The 15110-nt window shown below is 43.8% G+C and carries 10 protein-coding genes and 1 tRNA gene; 2 read left to right on the top strand and 9 right to left on the bottom strand.

The features are described 5' to 3' along the window. Nucleotides 1–21: 21 nt before the first annotated feature. Nucleotides 22–1605, bottom strand: coding sequence for a peptide chain release factor 3 (gene prfC / locus L1070_RS07655; RefSeq protein ID WP_070985728.1), 1584 nt, complete (start codon nucleotides 1603–1605; stop codon nucleotides 22–24). A gap of 468 nt (nucleotides 1606–2073) precedes the next feature. Between prfC and L1070_RS07650 the strand changes: the two genes are divergently transcribed. Continuing rightward, on the top strand, nucleotides 2074–4770 hold the full coding sequence (locus L1070_RS07650; protein WP_237125092.1) for a hybrid sensor histidine kinase/response regulator: 2697 nt from the start codon (nucleotides 2074–2076) through the stop codon (nucleotides 4768–4770). Here the strand turns inward: L1070_RS07650 and rimI are convergent. The 5 genes from rimI to guaB form a co-directional block, all read right to left on the bottom strand. Beyond that, nucleotides 4742–5161, bottom strand: a complete 420-nt coding sequence (gene rimI, locus L1070_RS07645; protein ID WP_237125167.1) for a ribosomal protein S18-alanine N-acetyltransferase — start codon at nucleotides 5159–5161, stop codon at nucleotides 4742–4744. The two genes, L1070_RS07650 and rimI, sit on opposite strands and share 29 nt — an antisense overlap. Before the next feature lie 46 nt (nucleotides 5162–5207). Continuing rightward, nucleotides 5208–5483, bottom strand: coding sequence for a hypothetical protein (locus tag L1070_RS07640; RefSeq protein WP_237125090.1), 276 nt, complete (start codon nucleotides 5481–5483; stop codon nucleotides 5208–5210). Between the two features lie 76 nt (nucleotides 5484–5559). After that, nucleotides 5560–5636, bottom strand: a tRNA-Trp gene (locus L1070_RS07635). A gap of 144 nt (nucleotides 5637–5780) precedes the next feature. Further along, the gene (guaA, locus tag L1070_RS07630; RefSeq protein WP_070985731.1) at nucleotides 5781–7355 is read right to left on the bottom strand and encodes a glutamine-hydrolyzing GMP synthase; all 1575 of its coding nucleotides are present in this window, start codon (nucleotides 7353–7355) and stop codon (nucleotides 5781–5783) included. Between the two features lie 104 nt (nucleotides 7356–7459). Then, on the bottom strand, nucleotides 7460–8929 hold the full coding sequence (gene guaB, locus L1070_RS07625; RefSeq protein WP_070985732.1) for an IMP dehydrogenase: 1470 nt from the start codon (nucleotides 8927–8929) through the stop codon (nucleotides 7460–7462). Nucleotides 8930–9061: 132 nt separating this feature from the next. On the opposite strand from guaB, the gene xseA reads away from it, so the two are divergent. Further along, on the top strand, nucleotides 9062–10417 hold the full coding sequence (gene xseA / locus L1070_RS07620) for an exodeoxyribonuclease VII large subunit (protein WP_237125089.1): 1356 nt from the start codon (nucleotides 9062–9064) through the stop codon (nucleotides 10415–10417). Here xseA and L1070_RS07615 read toward each other — a convergent pair. The 3 genes from L1070_RS07615 to L1070_RS07605 all read right to left on the bottom strand — a co-directional run bounded on the left by L1070_RS07615 (nucleotide 10411) and on the right by L1070_RS07605 (nucleotide 14940). Then, the gene (locus L1070_RS07615) at nucleotides 10411–11031 is read right to left on the bottom strand and encodes a hypothetical protein (RefSeq protein WP_237125087.1); all 621 of its coding nucleotides are present in this window, start codon (nucleotides 11029–11031) and stop codon (nucleotides 10411–10413) included. The two genes, xseA and L1070_RS07615, sit on opposite strands and share 7 nt — an antisense overlap. A gap of 26 nt (nucleotides 11032–11057) precedes the next feature. Further along, a complete protein-coding gene (cysE, locus tag L1070_RS07610) occupies nucleotides 11058–11879 on the bottom strand; it encodes a serine O-acetyltransferase (protein ID WP_070985735.1) in 822 nt (273 codons plus the stop codon). 193 nt (nucleotides 11880–12072) lie between these two features. Continuing rightward, nucleotides 12073–14940, bottom strand: coding sequence for a pitrilysin family protein (locus tag L1070_RS07605; RefSeq protein WP_237125086.1), 2868 nt, complete (start codon nucleotides 14938–14940; stop codon nucleotides 12073–12075). Nucleotides 14941–15110 lie beyond the last annotated feature (170 nt).

The raw sequence follows: 15110 nt of genomic DNA, 5'->3' as shown, positions 1-15110 counted from the left end.
GCTTTATCCTTTGTATGCGGCTTAGTGTTCACGAGTATGATGGAACTCAACGTCTGGGTAGCGCTCCATAGATAAATTCAGATTTACACGGCTTGGCGCGATATATGTCAGGTTATCTCCCCCATCCAGTGCCAAGTTTGACTCACATTTACGTCTAAATTCCGCCATTTTCTTTTCATCTGAACAGCTAACCCAACGAGCCGTTTGTACATTGACACTCTCATAAATTGCATCAACGTTGTATTCTGCTTTTAAACGAGCGACAACCACATCGAACTGCAGTACACCCACAGCACCAACTATCAAGTCGTTATTAATTAAAGGTCTAAATACCTGCACAGCACCTTCTTCAGAAAGTTGTACCAAGCCTTTTAACAACTGCTTTTGCTTGAGTGGATCTTTTAAACGAATACGGCGGAATAACTCAGGCGCAAAGTTAGGAATACCACTGAATTTTAATTTCTCACCTTGCGTAAACGTATCACCAATTTGAATGGTGCCGTGGTTATGCAAGCCAATAATGTCACCCGCAAACGCGTCATTTGCACGTTCACGGTCGCCCGCCATAAAGGTTACCGCATCGGAAATACTCACTTGCTTACCAATACGCACGTGATTCATCTTCATACCTTGGCTATATTTGCCCGATACGATACGCATAAACGCGATACGGTCGCGGTGTTTAGGGTCCATATTCGCCTGAATCTTGAATACAAACCCACTGAAATTCTCTTCTTCAGCTTTTACTTCACGCTCTTCGGTCTGGCGAGGCATCGGTGCCGGTGCCCACTCGGTCAGACCATCTAACATATGATCGACACCGAAGTTACCTAATGCTGTACCAAAGAAAACTGGCGTCAGCTCACCTTTTAAAAACAACTCTTGATCAAACTCATGTGACGCACCAATCACTAACTCAAGTTCTTCACGCAGTTGCTCCGCAAGCTCTGCGCCTACAGCCTGATCAAGCTCTGGGTTATCCAAGCCTTTAACAATTCGTTTTTCTTGAATCGTGTGGCCTTGACCCGTTTGATACAAAATCGTTTCATCGCGGTGAATGTGGTATACCCCTTTAAACTCTTTACCACACCCAATAGGCCATGATACTGGTGCACAAGCGATGTTTAACTCTGTTTCAACTTCGTCCAACAGCTCCATTGGGTCACGAATATCGCGGTCAAGCTTGTTCATAAAGGTAACGATAGGTGTATCACGCAGACGGGTGACTTCCATTAGCTTACGCGTACGATCCTCAACACCCTTTGCGGCATCAATCACCATCAAACAAGAGTCAACAGCCGTAAGTGTACGATATGTGTCTTCCGAGAAATCTTCGTGTCCTGGCGTATCGAGTAAGTTAACTAAAGCGTCATTGTAAGGAAACTGCATCACAGAGGTCGTTACTGAGATACCACGCTCTTTTTCCATTTCCATCCAGTCAGATTTAGCATGTTGGTTCGACCCGCGCCCTTTTACGGTACCTGCTTTTTGCAACGCCTTTCCGAACAATAAAACTTTTTCGGTGATGGTGGTTTTACCCGCATCCGGGTGCGAGATAATAGCGAACGTGCGTCGCTTGTGTATTTCATTAACGATATTTGACATGTAAGCAGCTTTAGCCCTGTGTGCTCGCAGTTCTGTTTGCGAAACAAGTTAAAATTTTGCCGATTATACCTGTTTTAGACGGGGCAAAAAAGCCGCCAGATTAAGTTATTGGGCGAGAATTTGCGCTTTACACACTCTCTTTACCAGAACACCCCTTCATCAGCTCAAACCGTTCTATTGAATCCCACTCATATCAATTGAATACAGGCACTGCACATGGTTTGTTAGCAACAACAACACACAAGCTTGTATTAAACATAAGTGCTTGTTTTCAATTCTTGCATTTTTGCAATTGTATTGTCAGTTCCTGACAATTTGGTCTACAGTGATAGCCTAAGGTTGACAATACATCTGCTACTTTAAACAAACATATTTTTAGCAGTAACAACGTAAAAAAGCTTTAAATTGACCGTATTCTTAAACCCGAATAGACCGATATGATTTTCATAGGGAAATTATCGTAACGCCATGAAAATAAGTAAGTTAAGCATAAAACTGCTACGCTACATTACCCCTTTAGTGGTGCTACCCTCATTGTTTCTTGGTGGTTTTACATTGTCGAATGTGACTAGCTCAACACAAAAGCAAGCCAAACTTACCGTCAGCCGCTTTGTTGAGCAACAACAGCAAAAAATTCTCAATTATATCGATATATATCAATCAACAACCAAATTGCTGTCAACTTCACCTGTGCTCAACAATTACCTCGGTGTACGCCATCTTGATTCGGATACTACTGAGCAACGCCGTGTAGCACTACAAAACGTATTCGCCAGTTATACTGAGGCATATCCTGATATTTTCAGTATTAATCTGGTCGATCAACAAGGTCGCAGCACTGCTTATCTCGCCAATAACTTGCACCTACCGCCACAAGGGTACGCTTTTTTCAATCAGGTACGCAAAAGCAATTTGCGCCAGCAGTACTTTATGATCCCCACCGATAATGGCATGACACACTTATACTTTGTGCAGCAAGTCTTTGCAGTAAATAGCTCAGCTAATCAAGCTACTTTGGCAGGCTACGTTGTGGTACGTGTAGACCCTTCAATCATCAATTATTCTATTTTAGAGTCTCCGTACGACAATGCTCTTAACTTACTAATCACCGGTGAAGGTAAAATCCTATTCAGTTCCGCACCGGCTTTATACGCACAAACTTTACAATCACAAGAGGTAGATCAAGTTCATAATCTCGCAGATCAAGAAGAGCTGACGAACCTCAATTTGCCGAGTATTAATAAACTAGACATGATCAGCTATGCAGTGCAATTGAGTGATGATTACTACTACTTATCTGCGATTCCTAAGCATGTACTGTACGAGTCTGGGCAGGCAATTAAAAATCTCACTGCACTCATTGTTTTGCTATCCATAATCGCGCTCCCTATTTTGGTACTGATTGTCGTAAGGCGCTTTCTGATCAACCCAATTGAACTGTTGGGTGAAGCTAGCCATCGTGTGGGGGATGGTGATCTCAGCGTATACTTACCAAATGACAATAAAGATGAAGTAGGTAAGCTGTTTAGAGACTTTAACCATATGGTTAAACAAATTAGAGACTTTCAAGGAGAGCTTGAAGACTACAAACTACACCTTGAAGAGAAGGTTGATAACCGCACATTTGCCCTTGAACGTATGAACCAACAGTTAGAAACTGCTTTTACGCAAGCTGAGCAAGCTAACGAGTTAAAAAGCCGCTTTTTAGCGAATATGAGTCACGAAATTCGTACCCCACTGACGGCCATTATTGGCTTTACAGAGCAGCTAATCAACAACCGTGATACCCAATGCAACCAAAAGCACCTAGAAACCATGTTGCGTAACTCAAAGCACTTGCTTGAATTAATTAACAATATTCTAGATTTATCAAAAATAGAGGCGGAAAAGCTCGCCGTTGAATGCAGCGAGGTTGAAGTTCAGCCATTGATGGAAGATGTTGCTGACATAATCATCCCGATGAGTGAGCAAAAGCAGCTGTCTTTTTCCATCAATTACCAGTTTCCTATCCCTAAAGTGTTGTATAGTGACGCAACTCGAGTAAAGCAAATCTTAATTGATATTTGTAGTAATGCCGTAAAATTTACAGAATACGGCAAAGTCACCATCGACGTTTCTTATGATGTGTCTACTGAGCACTTTAAGTTTATTGTTGAAGATACTGGTATTGGCATGTCACAAGGCGAAATAAGTAGAGTATTTAAGCCATTTGAGCAAGCAGATAGCACCATTACACGCCGCTTTGGCGGTACGGGCTTGGGGCTATGCATCGCAAAAAATTTAGCACAACTGCTTGGTGGCGATGTAATGGTTAAGAGCGAACAAGGCGTAGGTAGTCAGTTTGTCATCACCATTGCGGGCAACTATCAAGATGATACTCCACCACAAATGCAAAACACCCTCGAAGTACAACAGACTAAGGAAAATATTACCCAAGAGTTTGCAGATATTCATGTAAACGCCCGTATCTTATTGGCAGAAGACAATCTTGATAACCAAGAACTGATCGCCCTGCTGCTGAATGCTTGGGGGATCACCCCTGACATTGTAGACAATGGTGCACAAGCCGTAGAAAAAGCGCTGATTAACGACTATCAGCTCATTTTAATGGACATGCAAATGCCTGTAATGGGAGGGCTTGAAGCAACTCAGATGTTGCGCCATGCCGCTTATGACGGCCCTATCATCGCTTTGACGGCCAATGTGATGAAGCACGATATAGAATCTTACTTAAAGGCTGGTTGTGATGCTACGCTCGCCAAACCAATCGATAGAGAGCAATTAGGAAAGGTGTTACTGAAACACTTACAGCTTCAAGCCGCTAGCGAGTCAAAGTGGGACTCATTACTCAAAAGTGAGAAATTTGCACAAATTGCGCACAACTACAACCAAAAGCTCCCTGAATACCTTGCGCAGCTCAAACAATATTATCAGCGTGGTGACTGGGAATCTTTGAGAGCTTTAGCACATAGCCTTAAAGGTAGCGCAGGCTGCTTTGGCTTTACGAATATTCACAGTGCTGCGGACCAACTAGAGCAGATGCTACGCACCAATGATGAGAATCAGTGGCACTATGCTATGCTGTCATTAACTGAGGCCATAAATTATACGCTTAAGCAGCAGATCTGCGAGTCAACTAAAGACTACTCTGAGAGCCGAAGTTAAGCGTCATCGCCATTAGGATTGCATCTTCGTTGCCATTGGCACTTGGATAGTAGTTTTTACGTATACCGACTTCACTAAACCCAGCCCATTGATACAACGCAATCGCACCTTGATTAGATGCGCGTACCTCTAAAAACAAGTTTTCAGCACCGGCTTCTTCACTGACTGTGATAAAATCTGTTAACAGTGTCTTGGCCACACCTTGACGTTGGTAAGCTGGCGCTACACAAATGTCCATTAAGGTGTGATCAGGCCCGGCGACCTCACCGATGTAAAATCCAATTAGCTGCTCTTGTTCGAATATTGCACCATTAAAATAACGGCCGCTTAGGCATGATTGCATGGTATTTGCTGACCACGGAAATTCATGACATGCGGTTTCAACGCTCATCAGCTGTTCAAACACAACGTCGGTTAATACGTTACGCTGTACTAATTTATTCACTAAGTAAGGCCCATAACTGACGCTTTTGCGCACTGGATAATTGTTCTGCAGGTAAATACAACGAAGTACCTTGGATCTCAATACTCTGTGCTTTGAACACATTATGTAATTCGCGTGCTGTAGCGAGCTTAATATCTTCCCACAGTAGAGGACTGAGATGGCATCGTTCAACCGTTTCGCATTCGTTCTGATTAGCATCGCTAACACAATAACGATTATTTAAAACAAGCGGTGTGATATCCAAGATTTCAGCATACAAAGAGTGCATAGTTGCCTGTTGTACTGAGTATTAATAATTTGGGAATATACTGCTTTGAAGAATATAAAGCAAAATTAAAAAGAAGTGGCAGGGGCGGCAGGACTCGAACCCGCAACCATCGGTTTTGGAGACCGCTGTTCTACCAATTGGAACTACGCCCCTGCAATGTCGACGCATTATAAAGAGGTTTTTCCAAAGGTAAAGAAAAATTATAAAAATAGCGTTTAACTGCTTCTAAAATAAACAAAAGGGCGAATATCGTTTAACTCGCCCTTAGATTTACACCCTATGTTAGTGCTGAAATGATTATTCCCACTCTATCGTTGCGGGTGGTTTACCTGAAATATCATATACCACACGAGAAATGCCATCGATTTCATTGATGATACGATTAGACACCTGACCTAAGAACTCATAAGGTAAGTGTGACCAGCGTGCTGTCATAAAGTCGATAGTTTCAACACAACGCAGTGATACGACCCAATCATATTTACGTGCGTCCCCCATCACGCCCACAGAGCGAACTGGTAAGAATACCGTGAATGCTTGCGAAACTTTGTGGTAAAGGTCAGCTTTATGTAACTCTTCAATGAAGATAGCGTCCGCTCGACGTAGTAGATCACAGTACTCTTTTTTGATCTCGCCGAGAACGCGAACACCTAGACCTGGACCTGGGAACGGGTGACGGTAAAGCATATCATAAGGTAGACCTAGCTCTAGACCAATCTTGCGTACTTCATCTTTGAACAACTCACGTAATGGTTCTACCAAACCCATTTCCATATCTTCAGGTAGACCGCCCACATTGTGGTGAGATTTAATCACATGTGCCTTACCTGTTGCCGATGCAGCAGATTCAATAACGTCAGGATAAATCGTGCCCTGTGCCAACCATTTCGCATTTTTCAGCTTACTGGCCTGCTCGTCGAATACTTCTATAAATGTGTGTCCGATAGATTTACGTTTTGCTTCTGGCTCGTCAATCCCCTCAAGTGCTTTAAGGAATCTCTCTTCGGCATCAACTTTAATGATGTTCAGGCCAAACTTGTCACCGAACATGTCCATAACCTGCTCACCTTCATTTAAACGAAGTAAGCCGTTATCAACAAATACACAAGTAAGCTTGTCGCCAATTGCGCGGTGAATAAGCATGGCTACTACCGATGAGTCTACACCGCCAGACAAGCCTAGGATCACTTCGTCATCACCTACTTGCTCTTTGATACGCTCAACTGCGTCTTCAATGATTTGCGCTGGCGTCCATAATTTTTCACATGCACAGATATCAATCACGAAACGCTCTAACAGGCGTTGGCCCTGCTGAGTGTGGGTTACTTCTGGGTGGAATTGCACACCATAAAAGCGCTTTTCTTCCCATGACATCGCAGCATGCGGGCAGGTCTCAGTTTTTGCTGTAGTAACGAAAGAATCTGGAATATCAATTACTTTATCGCCGTGGCTCATCCACACATCAAGGTAGTCCAAACCATCTTCGATATGATCTTGGATTTGGTCAAATAGCTTACAATTACCAACCTTTTCAACACGGGCATAGCCAAACTCTTTCTTGTCTGAGCTGTGTACTTTACCGCCTAACTGCATCGCCATGGTCTGCATACCGTAGCAAACACCCAATACAGGCACACCAGCGTTAAATACGTACTCTGGTGCACGAGGGCTGTTCTCTAACGTCGTTGACTCAGGACCGCCTGATAAAATAATGCCCTGAGGATTAAACTCACGGATTTGCTCTTCGGTAACGTCCCAAGCCCATAGTTCACAGTACACACCAATTTCACGTATACGACGTGCAATTAGCTGCGTGTATTGCGAACCAAAGTCTAAGATCAAAATGCGGGAATCGTGGATGTCTTTGCTCATTGATAATCTCGTTAGTTAGTAAACGACTAAATTCAGTAAAGCATATATAGGCAGCTTTACTTAAAATTAAGAAGAGCTAGCAATCGCTAGCCCACTTTTGAGTGTTAGCCCAGACGGTAGTTAGGGGCTTCTTTGGTGATCTGTACATCGTGTACATGAGACTCACCCATACCCGCAGATGTGACACGTACAAACTGCGGTTTAGTATTTAGTTCTGCAATCGTTGCACAACCCGTTAGACCCATCGCACTGCGGATACCGCCAACCTGCTGATGGATGATCGTCGCGATTGGACCTTTATAAGCAACTCGTCCTTCAATGCCTTCTGGCACCAACTTGTCTGCTTCGTTTGATTTTTGGAAGTAACGGTCTGATGAACCTTCTTTTTGATTCATTGCACCAAGCGATCCCATGCCACGGTATGACTTGTAATAGCGACCTTGATAAAGTTCAACTTCACCCGGAGACTCTTCAGTACCCGCAAGCATTGAGCCCACCATGACGCAAGATGCACCCGCAACAAGGGCTTTTACAATATCACCTGAGAAACGAATACCACCATCGGCAATCACAGGAATGTCACGACCTTTTAAGCCTTCAACCGCATCTGAAATTGCAGTGATCTGCGGTACACCACAACCAGTAACGATACGTGTTGTACAGATTGAACCTGGGCCAATCCCCACTTTCACAGCATCAGCACCAGCGTCAGCAAGCGCAATAGCGCCATCCGCAGTTGCCACGTTACCCGCTACAATTTGTAGGTCAGGGTAAGCTTCACGGGTTGCTTTAACTCGGTCAATTACACCTTGAGAATGACCGTGTGAAGTATCAATTAGCAATACATCAACACCCGCTTCAACTAAAGCTGCAATACGCTCGTCAGTGCCTGCACCTACACCCACAGCCGCACCCACGCGCAAGCGGCCTTGCTCATCTTTACAAGCGTTAGGCTTGTCCTGCGCCTTTTGGTAATCTTTTACCGTGATCATGCCTCTGAGCTTAAACGCATCATCAACCACTAGGATTTTTTCAATACGATGCTCATGCATTAGACCTAAGATCTCTTCGCGAGAAGCACCTTCTTTAACCGTCACCAAGTTTTCTTTGGTAGTCATAACGGTTGAAACAGGCTGATCAAGCTTTGTCTCAAAACGCATGTCACGGCTAGTAACGATCCCCTCTAACTGATTATCTTTGCCAGTTACAGGAAATCCAGAAAAACCTTTTTCTTCTGCTAATGCATTTGCTTGCGCAATCGTTAGATCAGCAGAAACAGTAACCGGAAAAGATACAATGCCCGCTTCATACGCTTTTACTTTGCGTACATTGCGCGCTTGCTCTTCAATGGTCATGTTCTTGTGAATAAAACCAATTCCGCCTTCTTGCGCAAGCGCAATAGCAAGGCGAGCTTCTGTTACTGTATCCATAGATGCAGAAACAAGCGGCAGGTTTAGTGTAATACCACGCGTCAATCGCGTTGATAGATTTGCTGTATGAGGTAAAACAGTAGAATGTGCGGGAACTAATAGCACATCATCAAAGGTTAGGGCTTCTTTTGCAATTCTTAGCATGGTTGCGGTTTCTCTCACGTGGAACTGAGTATAAGGAATTGCGGCGAAATTTTATCAGCGTTCAGGGGTGGAGTAAATAATATTTCGCAAAAAATATGATAAAGTAGCCGTGAATTTTTTATGGAGCGTTCTATGTCATTGTCTGGCTTTCATTCTGGTGCCTCATCAACTTACACCGTTTCTCGTCTAAACAGAGAAATTAGAAGCATTTTGGAGCAAGGTTTTGCTTCGATTCGTCTCAGTGGAGAGATTTCTAACTTTGTGGCCCCAGCTTCCGGACATTGGTATTTTTCTTTGAAAGATGACAAGGCGCAAATTAAAGCGGCCATGTGGCGCGGTAATAACCGTTACTGTCAATACAAGCCAACCAATGGCGCTCAAGTAGAGGTACAAGCACGAGTCTCTGTGTATGAGCCTCGGGGTGATTATCAGCTTATTGTTGAAAAGATGGAAGCAGCGGGTGAAGGCTTGCTAAAACAACAATTCGATGAACTAAAAATGCGTTTAGCCGCAGAAGGCTTGTTTAGTAGCGCTCATAAAAAGCCAATGCCAAGCCAAATAAATAAAGTTGGCGTGATCACCTCCGCCACAGGGGCCGCTATCAAAGATATCTTAACCGTACTCAAACGCCGAGCGCCGCAACTGGAAGTCATCATTTACCCCGCTCAAGTACAGGGCAAAGAAGCACACCTCCAGTTGATTGAAAAATTAACGATAGCAAATCAACGTGCCGAGGTTGACGTACTTATCATTGGTCGAGGAGGCGGCTCACTCGAAGACATGTGGTGCTTTAACGAAGAGCCGCTGGCTCGTGCTATTTTTGCGAGCCAATTACCCGTGATCAGTGCCGTGGGTCATGAGATAGATACTACCATCAGTGATTATGTTGCTGACTTAAGAGCTGCGACACCATCTGCTGCTGCCGAACTGGTGAGCCCAGACCAAATGGCTTTACAGCAACAACTTATGCAGTACAAACGCGCACTTCATATACAAGTACAGCAAGCTATCAAACATGCCAGACATTACTGTGCAACGCTCGAACAACGACTCAAATTGCAGCATCCTGAAAATCAATTATTGCAGCAGCAACAAAGAGTCGATGAATTGTCGAGCCGTTTAAGCCGTGCATTTTTACAAATGCAGAGCCAGCGTAGTAGCCACCTTGGTTTGGTAAAGCAGCGCTTAAGCCACCAGCACCCAAAACGACGTTTACAAGACAGCACGCAACAGTTGCAACAGCTTAAAAATGCGCTTATCCAAGCAATGCAAAAGCAACAACAGCTACGCCAGAATCAACTGGCTCTTTACGCCGCTAGGCTCGATAGCGTGAGCCCTTTGAATGTACTAGCACGTGGCTATAGTATTACCAGCCAACAGCAATCGGTTATCAAGTCTGTGGCACAAGTTAACACTCAACAACCGCTGGTGACTCGATTGCACGATGGGGAAGTTCACTCCCATATAGTGAATATAAAACCTTATTGATCGACCACTTGTTGAGTACTTAAGTAAATCTGCATACGGTCGCTGGTACTAGAAGATGTGCTCATCGTAAAACGTTTGAACCAACTTTGCTCAAACAACTTTTTACTGACTGCCCGCCAGTTTGCTTCGTCAAATTCATCAACGGGAACGCTGGGGACTAGCTCCACCTGGCACACGGTGGTTTTACAGCCATAGCTGTATAACGAAACGAGATGACTTAAGTCGCTTTGATAGAGAAAGTCGTTGATCAGTAACTCTAACTCGTCAGCCCACAATCCATCACGAGCTTCCTGCTGATATTGTTGCGATAACACAGCGCTTAAATCACCATTAGCCAACTGTATCGCTGGCGCGCTTGTTTGTTGTTGAGCAACTAAAAGTTGCTGCTGGAGTTGACGATTTTGCGCTTGTAATTGCTCTATAGTGCTGTTTGCTGATTCTATTTGTGGTTCGGGTTTGTCAGAGGGTGAAGGTATAGGCATGTACCGCCTCTCCTTTGGCATCTGTAGATGTGTTGTCGCAATTCCCTGATTCTCAATTACTGTAGGTGGTGCAGCCAGCCATAACCGCTCCACCATGATCCCCATTGCGAAAGCAAACAGTAATAAGATCAATCCTATAAACCCTCTCACAGCAGCCTCTAAATCATAGCACTGGTTTGCGATTCATTCTTTGGGTCATCACTGTCTTCTAAGAAGTTTTGATTCATACTCTCTGCAGGGCAAGGGCTGCAAGGTTTACCAACAGTTTTAGCTGGGACACCAACCACGGTCGTATGCGGAGCAACAGGGTTTAGTACAACTGAACCTGCACCTATTCGAGCACCTTCACCAACTTCGATATTCCCCAGTACTTTAGCCCCCGCGCCAATGAGTACACCGGCTCTGATCTTAGGGTGTCTGTCACCTTGCTCGTTACCCGTCCCTCCAAGCGTAACCGATTGTAAAATAGATACATTATCTTCAATTAGTGCTGTTTCACCAATCACGATACCGGTTGCATGGTCAAACATGATACCGTGACCGACTTTACACGCGGGATGAATATCTACACCAAACACTTCTGAGGTTCGACTCTGGATGAATCGTGCCAGCTCTTTACGGTTTTGTCGCCACAAACAATGCGCCAACCTATGTGCCTGTATAGAATGAAAACCTTTAAGGTTTAGCATTACCGTTAGATAACTATCCGCTGCTGGGTCTCTGTCTTTAACCGCTTTAATGTCATGAGCAACATGAGTGAGCATATTGTCACAATCAACAAAGGCCTGATCAAATAGTTCACGAATCGTAAACGCTGATACCACTGCATCGGCCAGTTTATTAGCCACGATAAAACTCAGAGCTGCGCCCAGACATTCATGATTCAAAATACTTGAATATACATGACTGGCTAGCAATGGCTCGTGGCTAACAAGCTCTTTTGCTTCGGCGCGAAGTTGTTGCCATATTTCATGACGCATAGCGATACCTTTATTCAAATTAACACCACAGATTCTAACGACAAAACACCCACAGGTGTTACCGTAATAAAAAACTATATAGTAATTAGTTATAACAAAGTGCTATTTGCCGCGCAACGTATGCTTATGACAGCTTGACAATTAAAAAGCCGCACATTAGGTGCGGCTTTTTTAGCTCAACTTGCTCCGCGTATTATTCAAATACTGAATTCACTTCAAGTACTTCAATATTCTGCTTAGGAATGCTTAGTTTGTATGAGGCAATACGCTTATCTTCTTGTAACAATTGCTCTGGTTTTTCAGAGTTATAGCTCATTGGTGAAGGCGTTTCTTCTGCCAATCGCTGTGCCATATCTTTACCGTCACCCGTTACAAATACGTACTGTATATGCTCCGTTTGCAAGTTCTCTCGGATCACTCGGTTAACATCCTCTACAGTCAAACTAGCTAGTTGCTTGCGCACATAATCAACAAACCCTTCAATGTTATAAAACTGGCTATCTAGTGCATAGCCTAGTTGACGGTCTTGGCTTGAAACAAGCTGAGCCACGTAATTGCTTAGGAAATTACGAGTTGCAGCAAAGTCTGCTTCGCTCATACCCTCTTTAATGAGCTTATCTAGCTCAAATAGTGCAACACGGGTGGCAAAATGTGCATCATTATTAGAACGCAATGGGCGTAACCAAACTTGGAATATTTGCTCCGAACGACCCAAGTTTGCATCTGGTACCGTTTGGAACATGCCACGTGGGAAATATTCTATGTAGGCATAATCACCATAGTTCATACCACGCGTTTCACGAATACGCTGATACAGGAAGCTATTCGAGTTTCTATGTTCACCAAAATACGAGCGAACCAACCAAAGTGCCGTCCAGTCTTTGTTGCTGCGAATGGTGTCAATTGGAAAACCGAACGATACCGCTGTAGATTTCGCACTTTTTTCCACAATCGTGGCGTGATGACCGTTCAACGCTGGCGCATCAGGTATATTTAAACGCTTTTCATCACCTTTAGGCAGCTTAGTTAGGTCTGCAAATAATCTAGCTTTGATATCCTCTGGCATGGCTCCTGTGATACCCACATTCAGCTTAGCTTGAGTTAGCTGCTGCTGATAGAAGGCTTTGACGTCATCTAAGGTCATGGCTTCAAGATCAGACAAGTCGCCTAAGTTATAATTTTCATAAGGGTGTCCCTGATACAACTTATGATAAAGCACCTCTTTACCTAACTCTTCATCATTTGATGATTTTAGGCCCGCCTTGATGTTGTCCAACATTTCTTTTTTCAAACGGCTGAAGTCTTCAGCCCTAAATCCAGGGTTGAGTAACTGCTCACTGACCAGCGCATACCATTGATGGATGTTGTCTTTGTGAACACGACCACGTAATGACAACATCTCTTTGTCGATTTGATAGTTGAAAGTGCCTGCAATTGGATACAAAGCCTTTTGAATTTCTTTATATGCCTTGGTCTGAGAGCCACCATTGGCAATCATGGCCGCCGTCATCGCTGCCAAGCCTTTTTTACCATCAGGATCTGCCGCAGCCCCGGTATAAAATAGTAAGTTTACGTCAACAAGCGGTGAGCTATTGCTATTATCAACTACCTTAAAGTGGCGTTCAGCCGGCTTATTTGCCTTATCAACTAATGCCTGTAGCGACACTTCATTGTCAAACCCATCGATTGAGGTCTGCGCCGACATGGTTACAGTAGTACGATTAGAGTCCACAAAGTACTTGTTAGCAATCGCTTTGATATCCTGCGCGGTGATGGCATCAGCGGTTGCATACAACTGGTTGATCACTTCAGGGTCTCGTTCAAAGTGCATGTATTGAGCTAGCTGTGACGCAATGGCTTGCGATGAATCAAGACCATTAATAAAGCTATATTTTCTATTCGATTTAAGTGCATTTAGCTTGTCTTCATTTACAAGCTCTGTACGCGCCTTAGCATAAGTTTGGTTAATGGCATCACGCACAGTCGCTAAGTCTTCTGCGTTGTCTACCTTAACAAATACATGTCGTAGGCCTGGATCTTTGGTTTGGGGATTGTATGTCAGTATTTGACTGGCTATTTGTTTCTCTACTACTAACTGCTGATATAGTTCCGACGTTTCTGAAAAGTACAGATCCGAGATTAGATCAAGCGCCGCTCTATCCTTTGCTTCTGGCTGCCACGCAGCGCCCTTGTATGACACCAATAGCCAGTGACCCGGTAACCCTTCACTTTGTTTATGCACATATTTTGGTTCATCTTGCTTTGGCTCTTGTGGTACATCTGAAACATAATCGCCTCGCTCCCAACCACCCCAATGTTTTTTCACCATGGCGATAGTCTCTTGTGGGTCTACATCACCGACAATCACTAAAGATACATACTCTGGGTTATAAAAACGCTCAAAGAAGGTTTGTCCATAGGCCATCTGATCCGGCATGGCTTCAATGTCTTCAAAAAAGCCCATTGTCGTATGCTTGTATGTGTGCTTTTCAAACGCCTCTTTGCGCACCGCAGCTAACAACTGGCGAATCGGATTCGCGTTATTCTTTAAATACTCCCCTTTAACCGTCAACGCCTCAGTGCGGAACTGTGCTTCGGTGTATGTTAGGTTTTGAAATATATCGGCCTGTATTTCCAATACCTTATCTAAATGTTGCTTAGTAAAGCTCAGATAATAGTTGGTATAGTCGTTGGTTGTGTATGCGCGGTTATCTACCCCTGAGTTTTTCAAGATATCGGCATACACATCTTTTGGATATTTTTTTGAGCCTTTAAACATCATATGCTCAAAGAAATGAGCAAAACCGGTACGGCCCGGTTCAACTTCATCGCGAGAACCGACCGATACAGGAATATGCACTGACACTACGTCTGGGTAGTCCGTTTTAACCACCATGACGCGCAACCCATTTTCTAATTCTTCTAATACGTAATCTTGTGAGAATACTTTGCTGTTACTTTGTGTTTGAACGATGTTTGTCGATTGGTTAGTACCTTTACTAACGCAACCTGCCAAGGCCAATGTTACCGCAAGGCTCACTGCCAAATGTTTAAATTTCATAGTTTTCCCTGAATTTGTTGTTTGCACTGCCATAGCTGATAAGTGCTTTGATCACAGACCATTATGCAATAATTTATCATTGAGGTAACACCCGCCAAGTCAAAATTGTGTAAATAAATATGTTAACAACCGCATAAAAAGCCAAGTGAACTTGAATTAATTTCATATTC

Source organism: Pseudoalteromonas sp. MMG022 (genome assembly GCF_021654245.1).
Lineage (GTDB): Bacteria > Pseudomonadota > Gammaproteobacteria > Enterobacterales > Alteromonadaceae > Pseudoalteromonas > Pseudoalteromonas amylolytica.
Note: the sequence above shows the minus strand (reverse complement) of the source record. Positions and strands in the feature narration are given on the sequence as shown.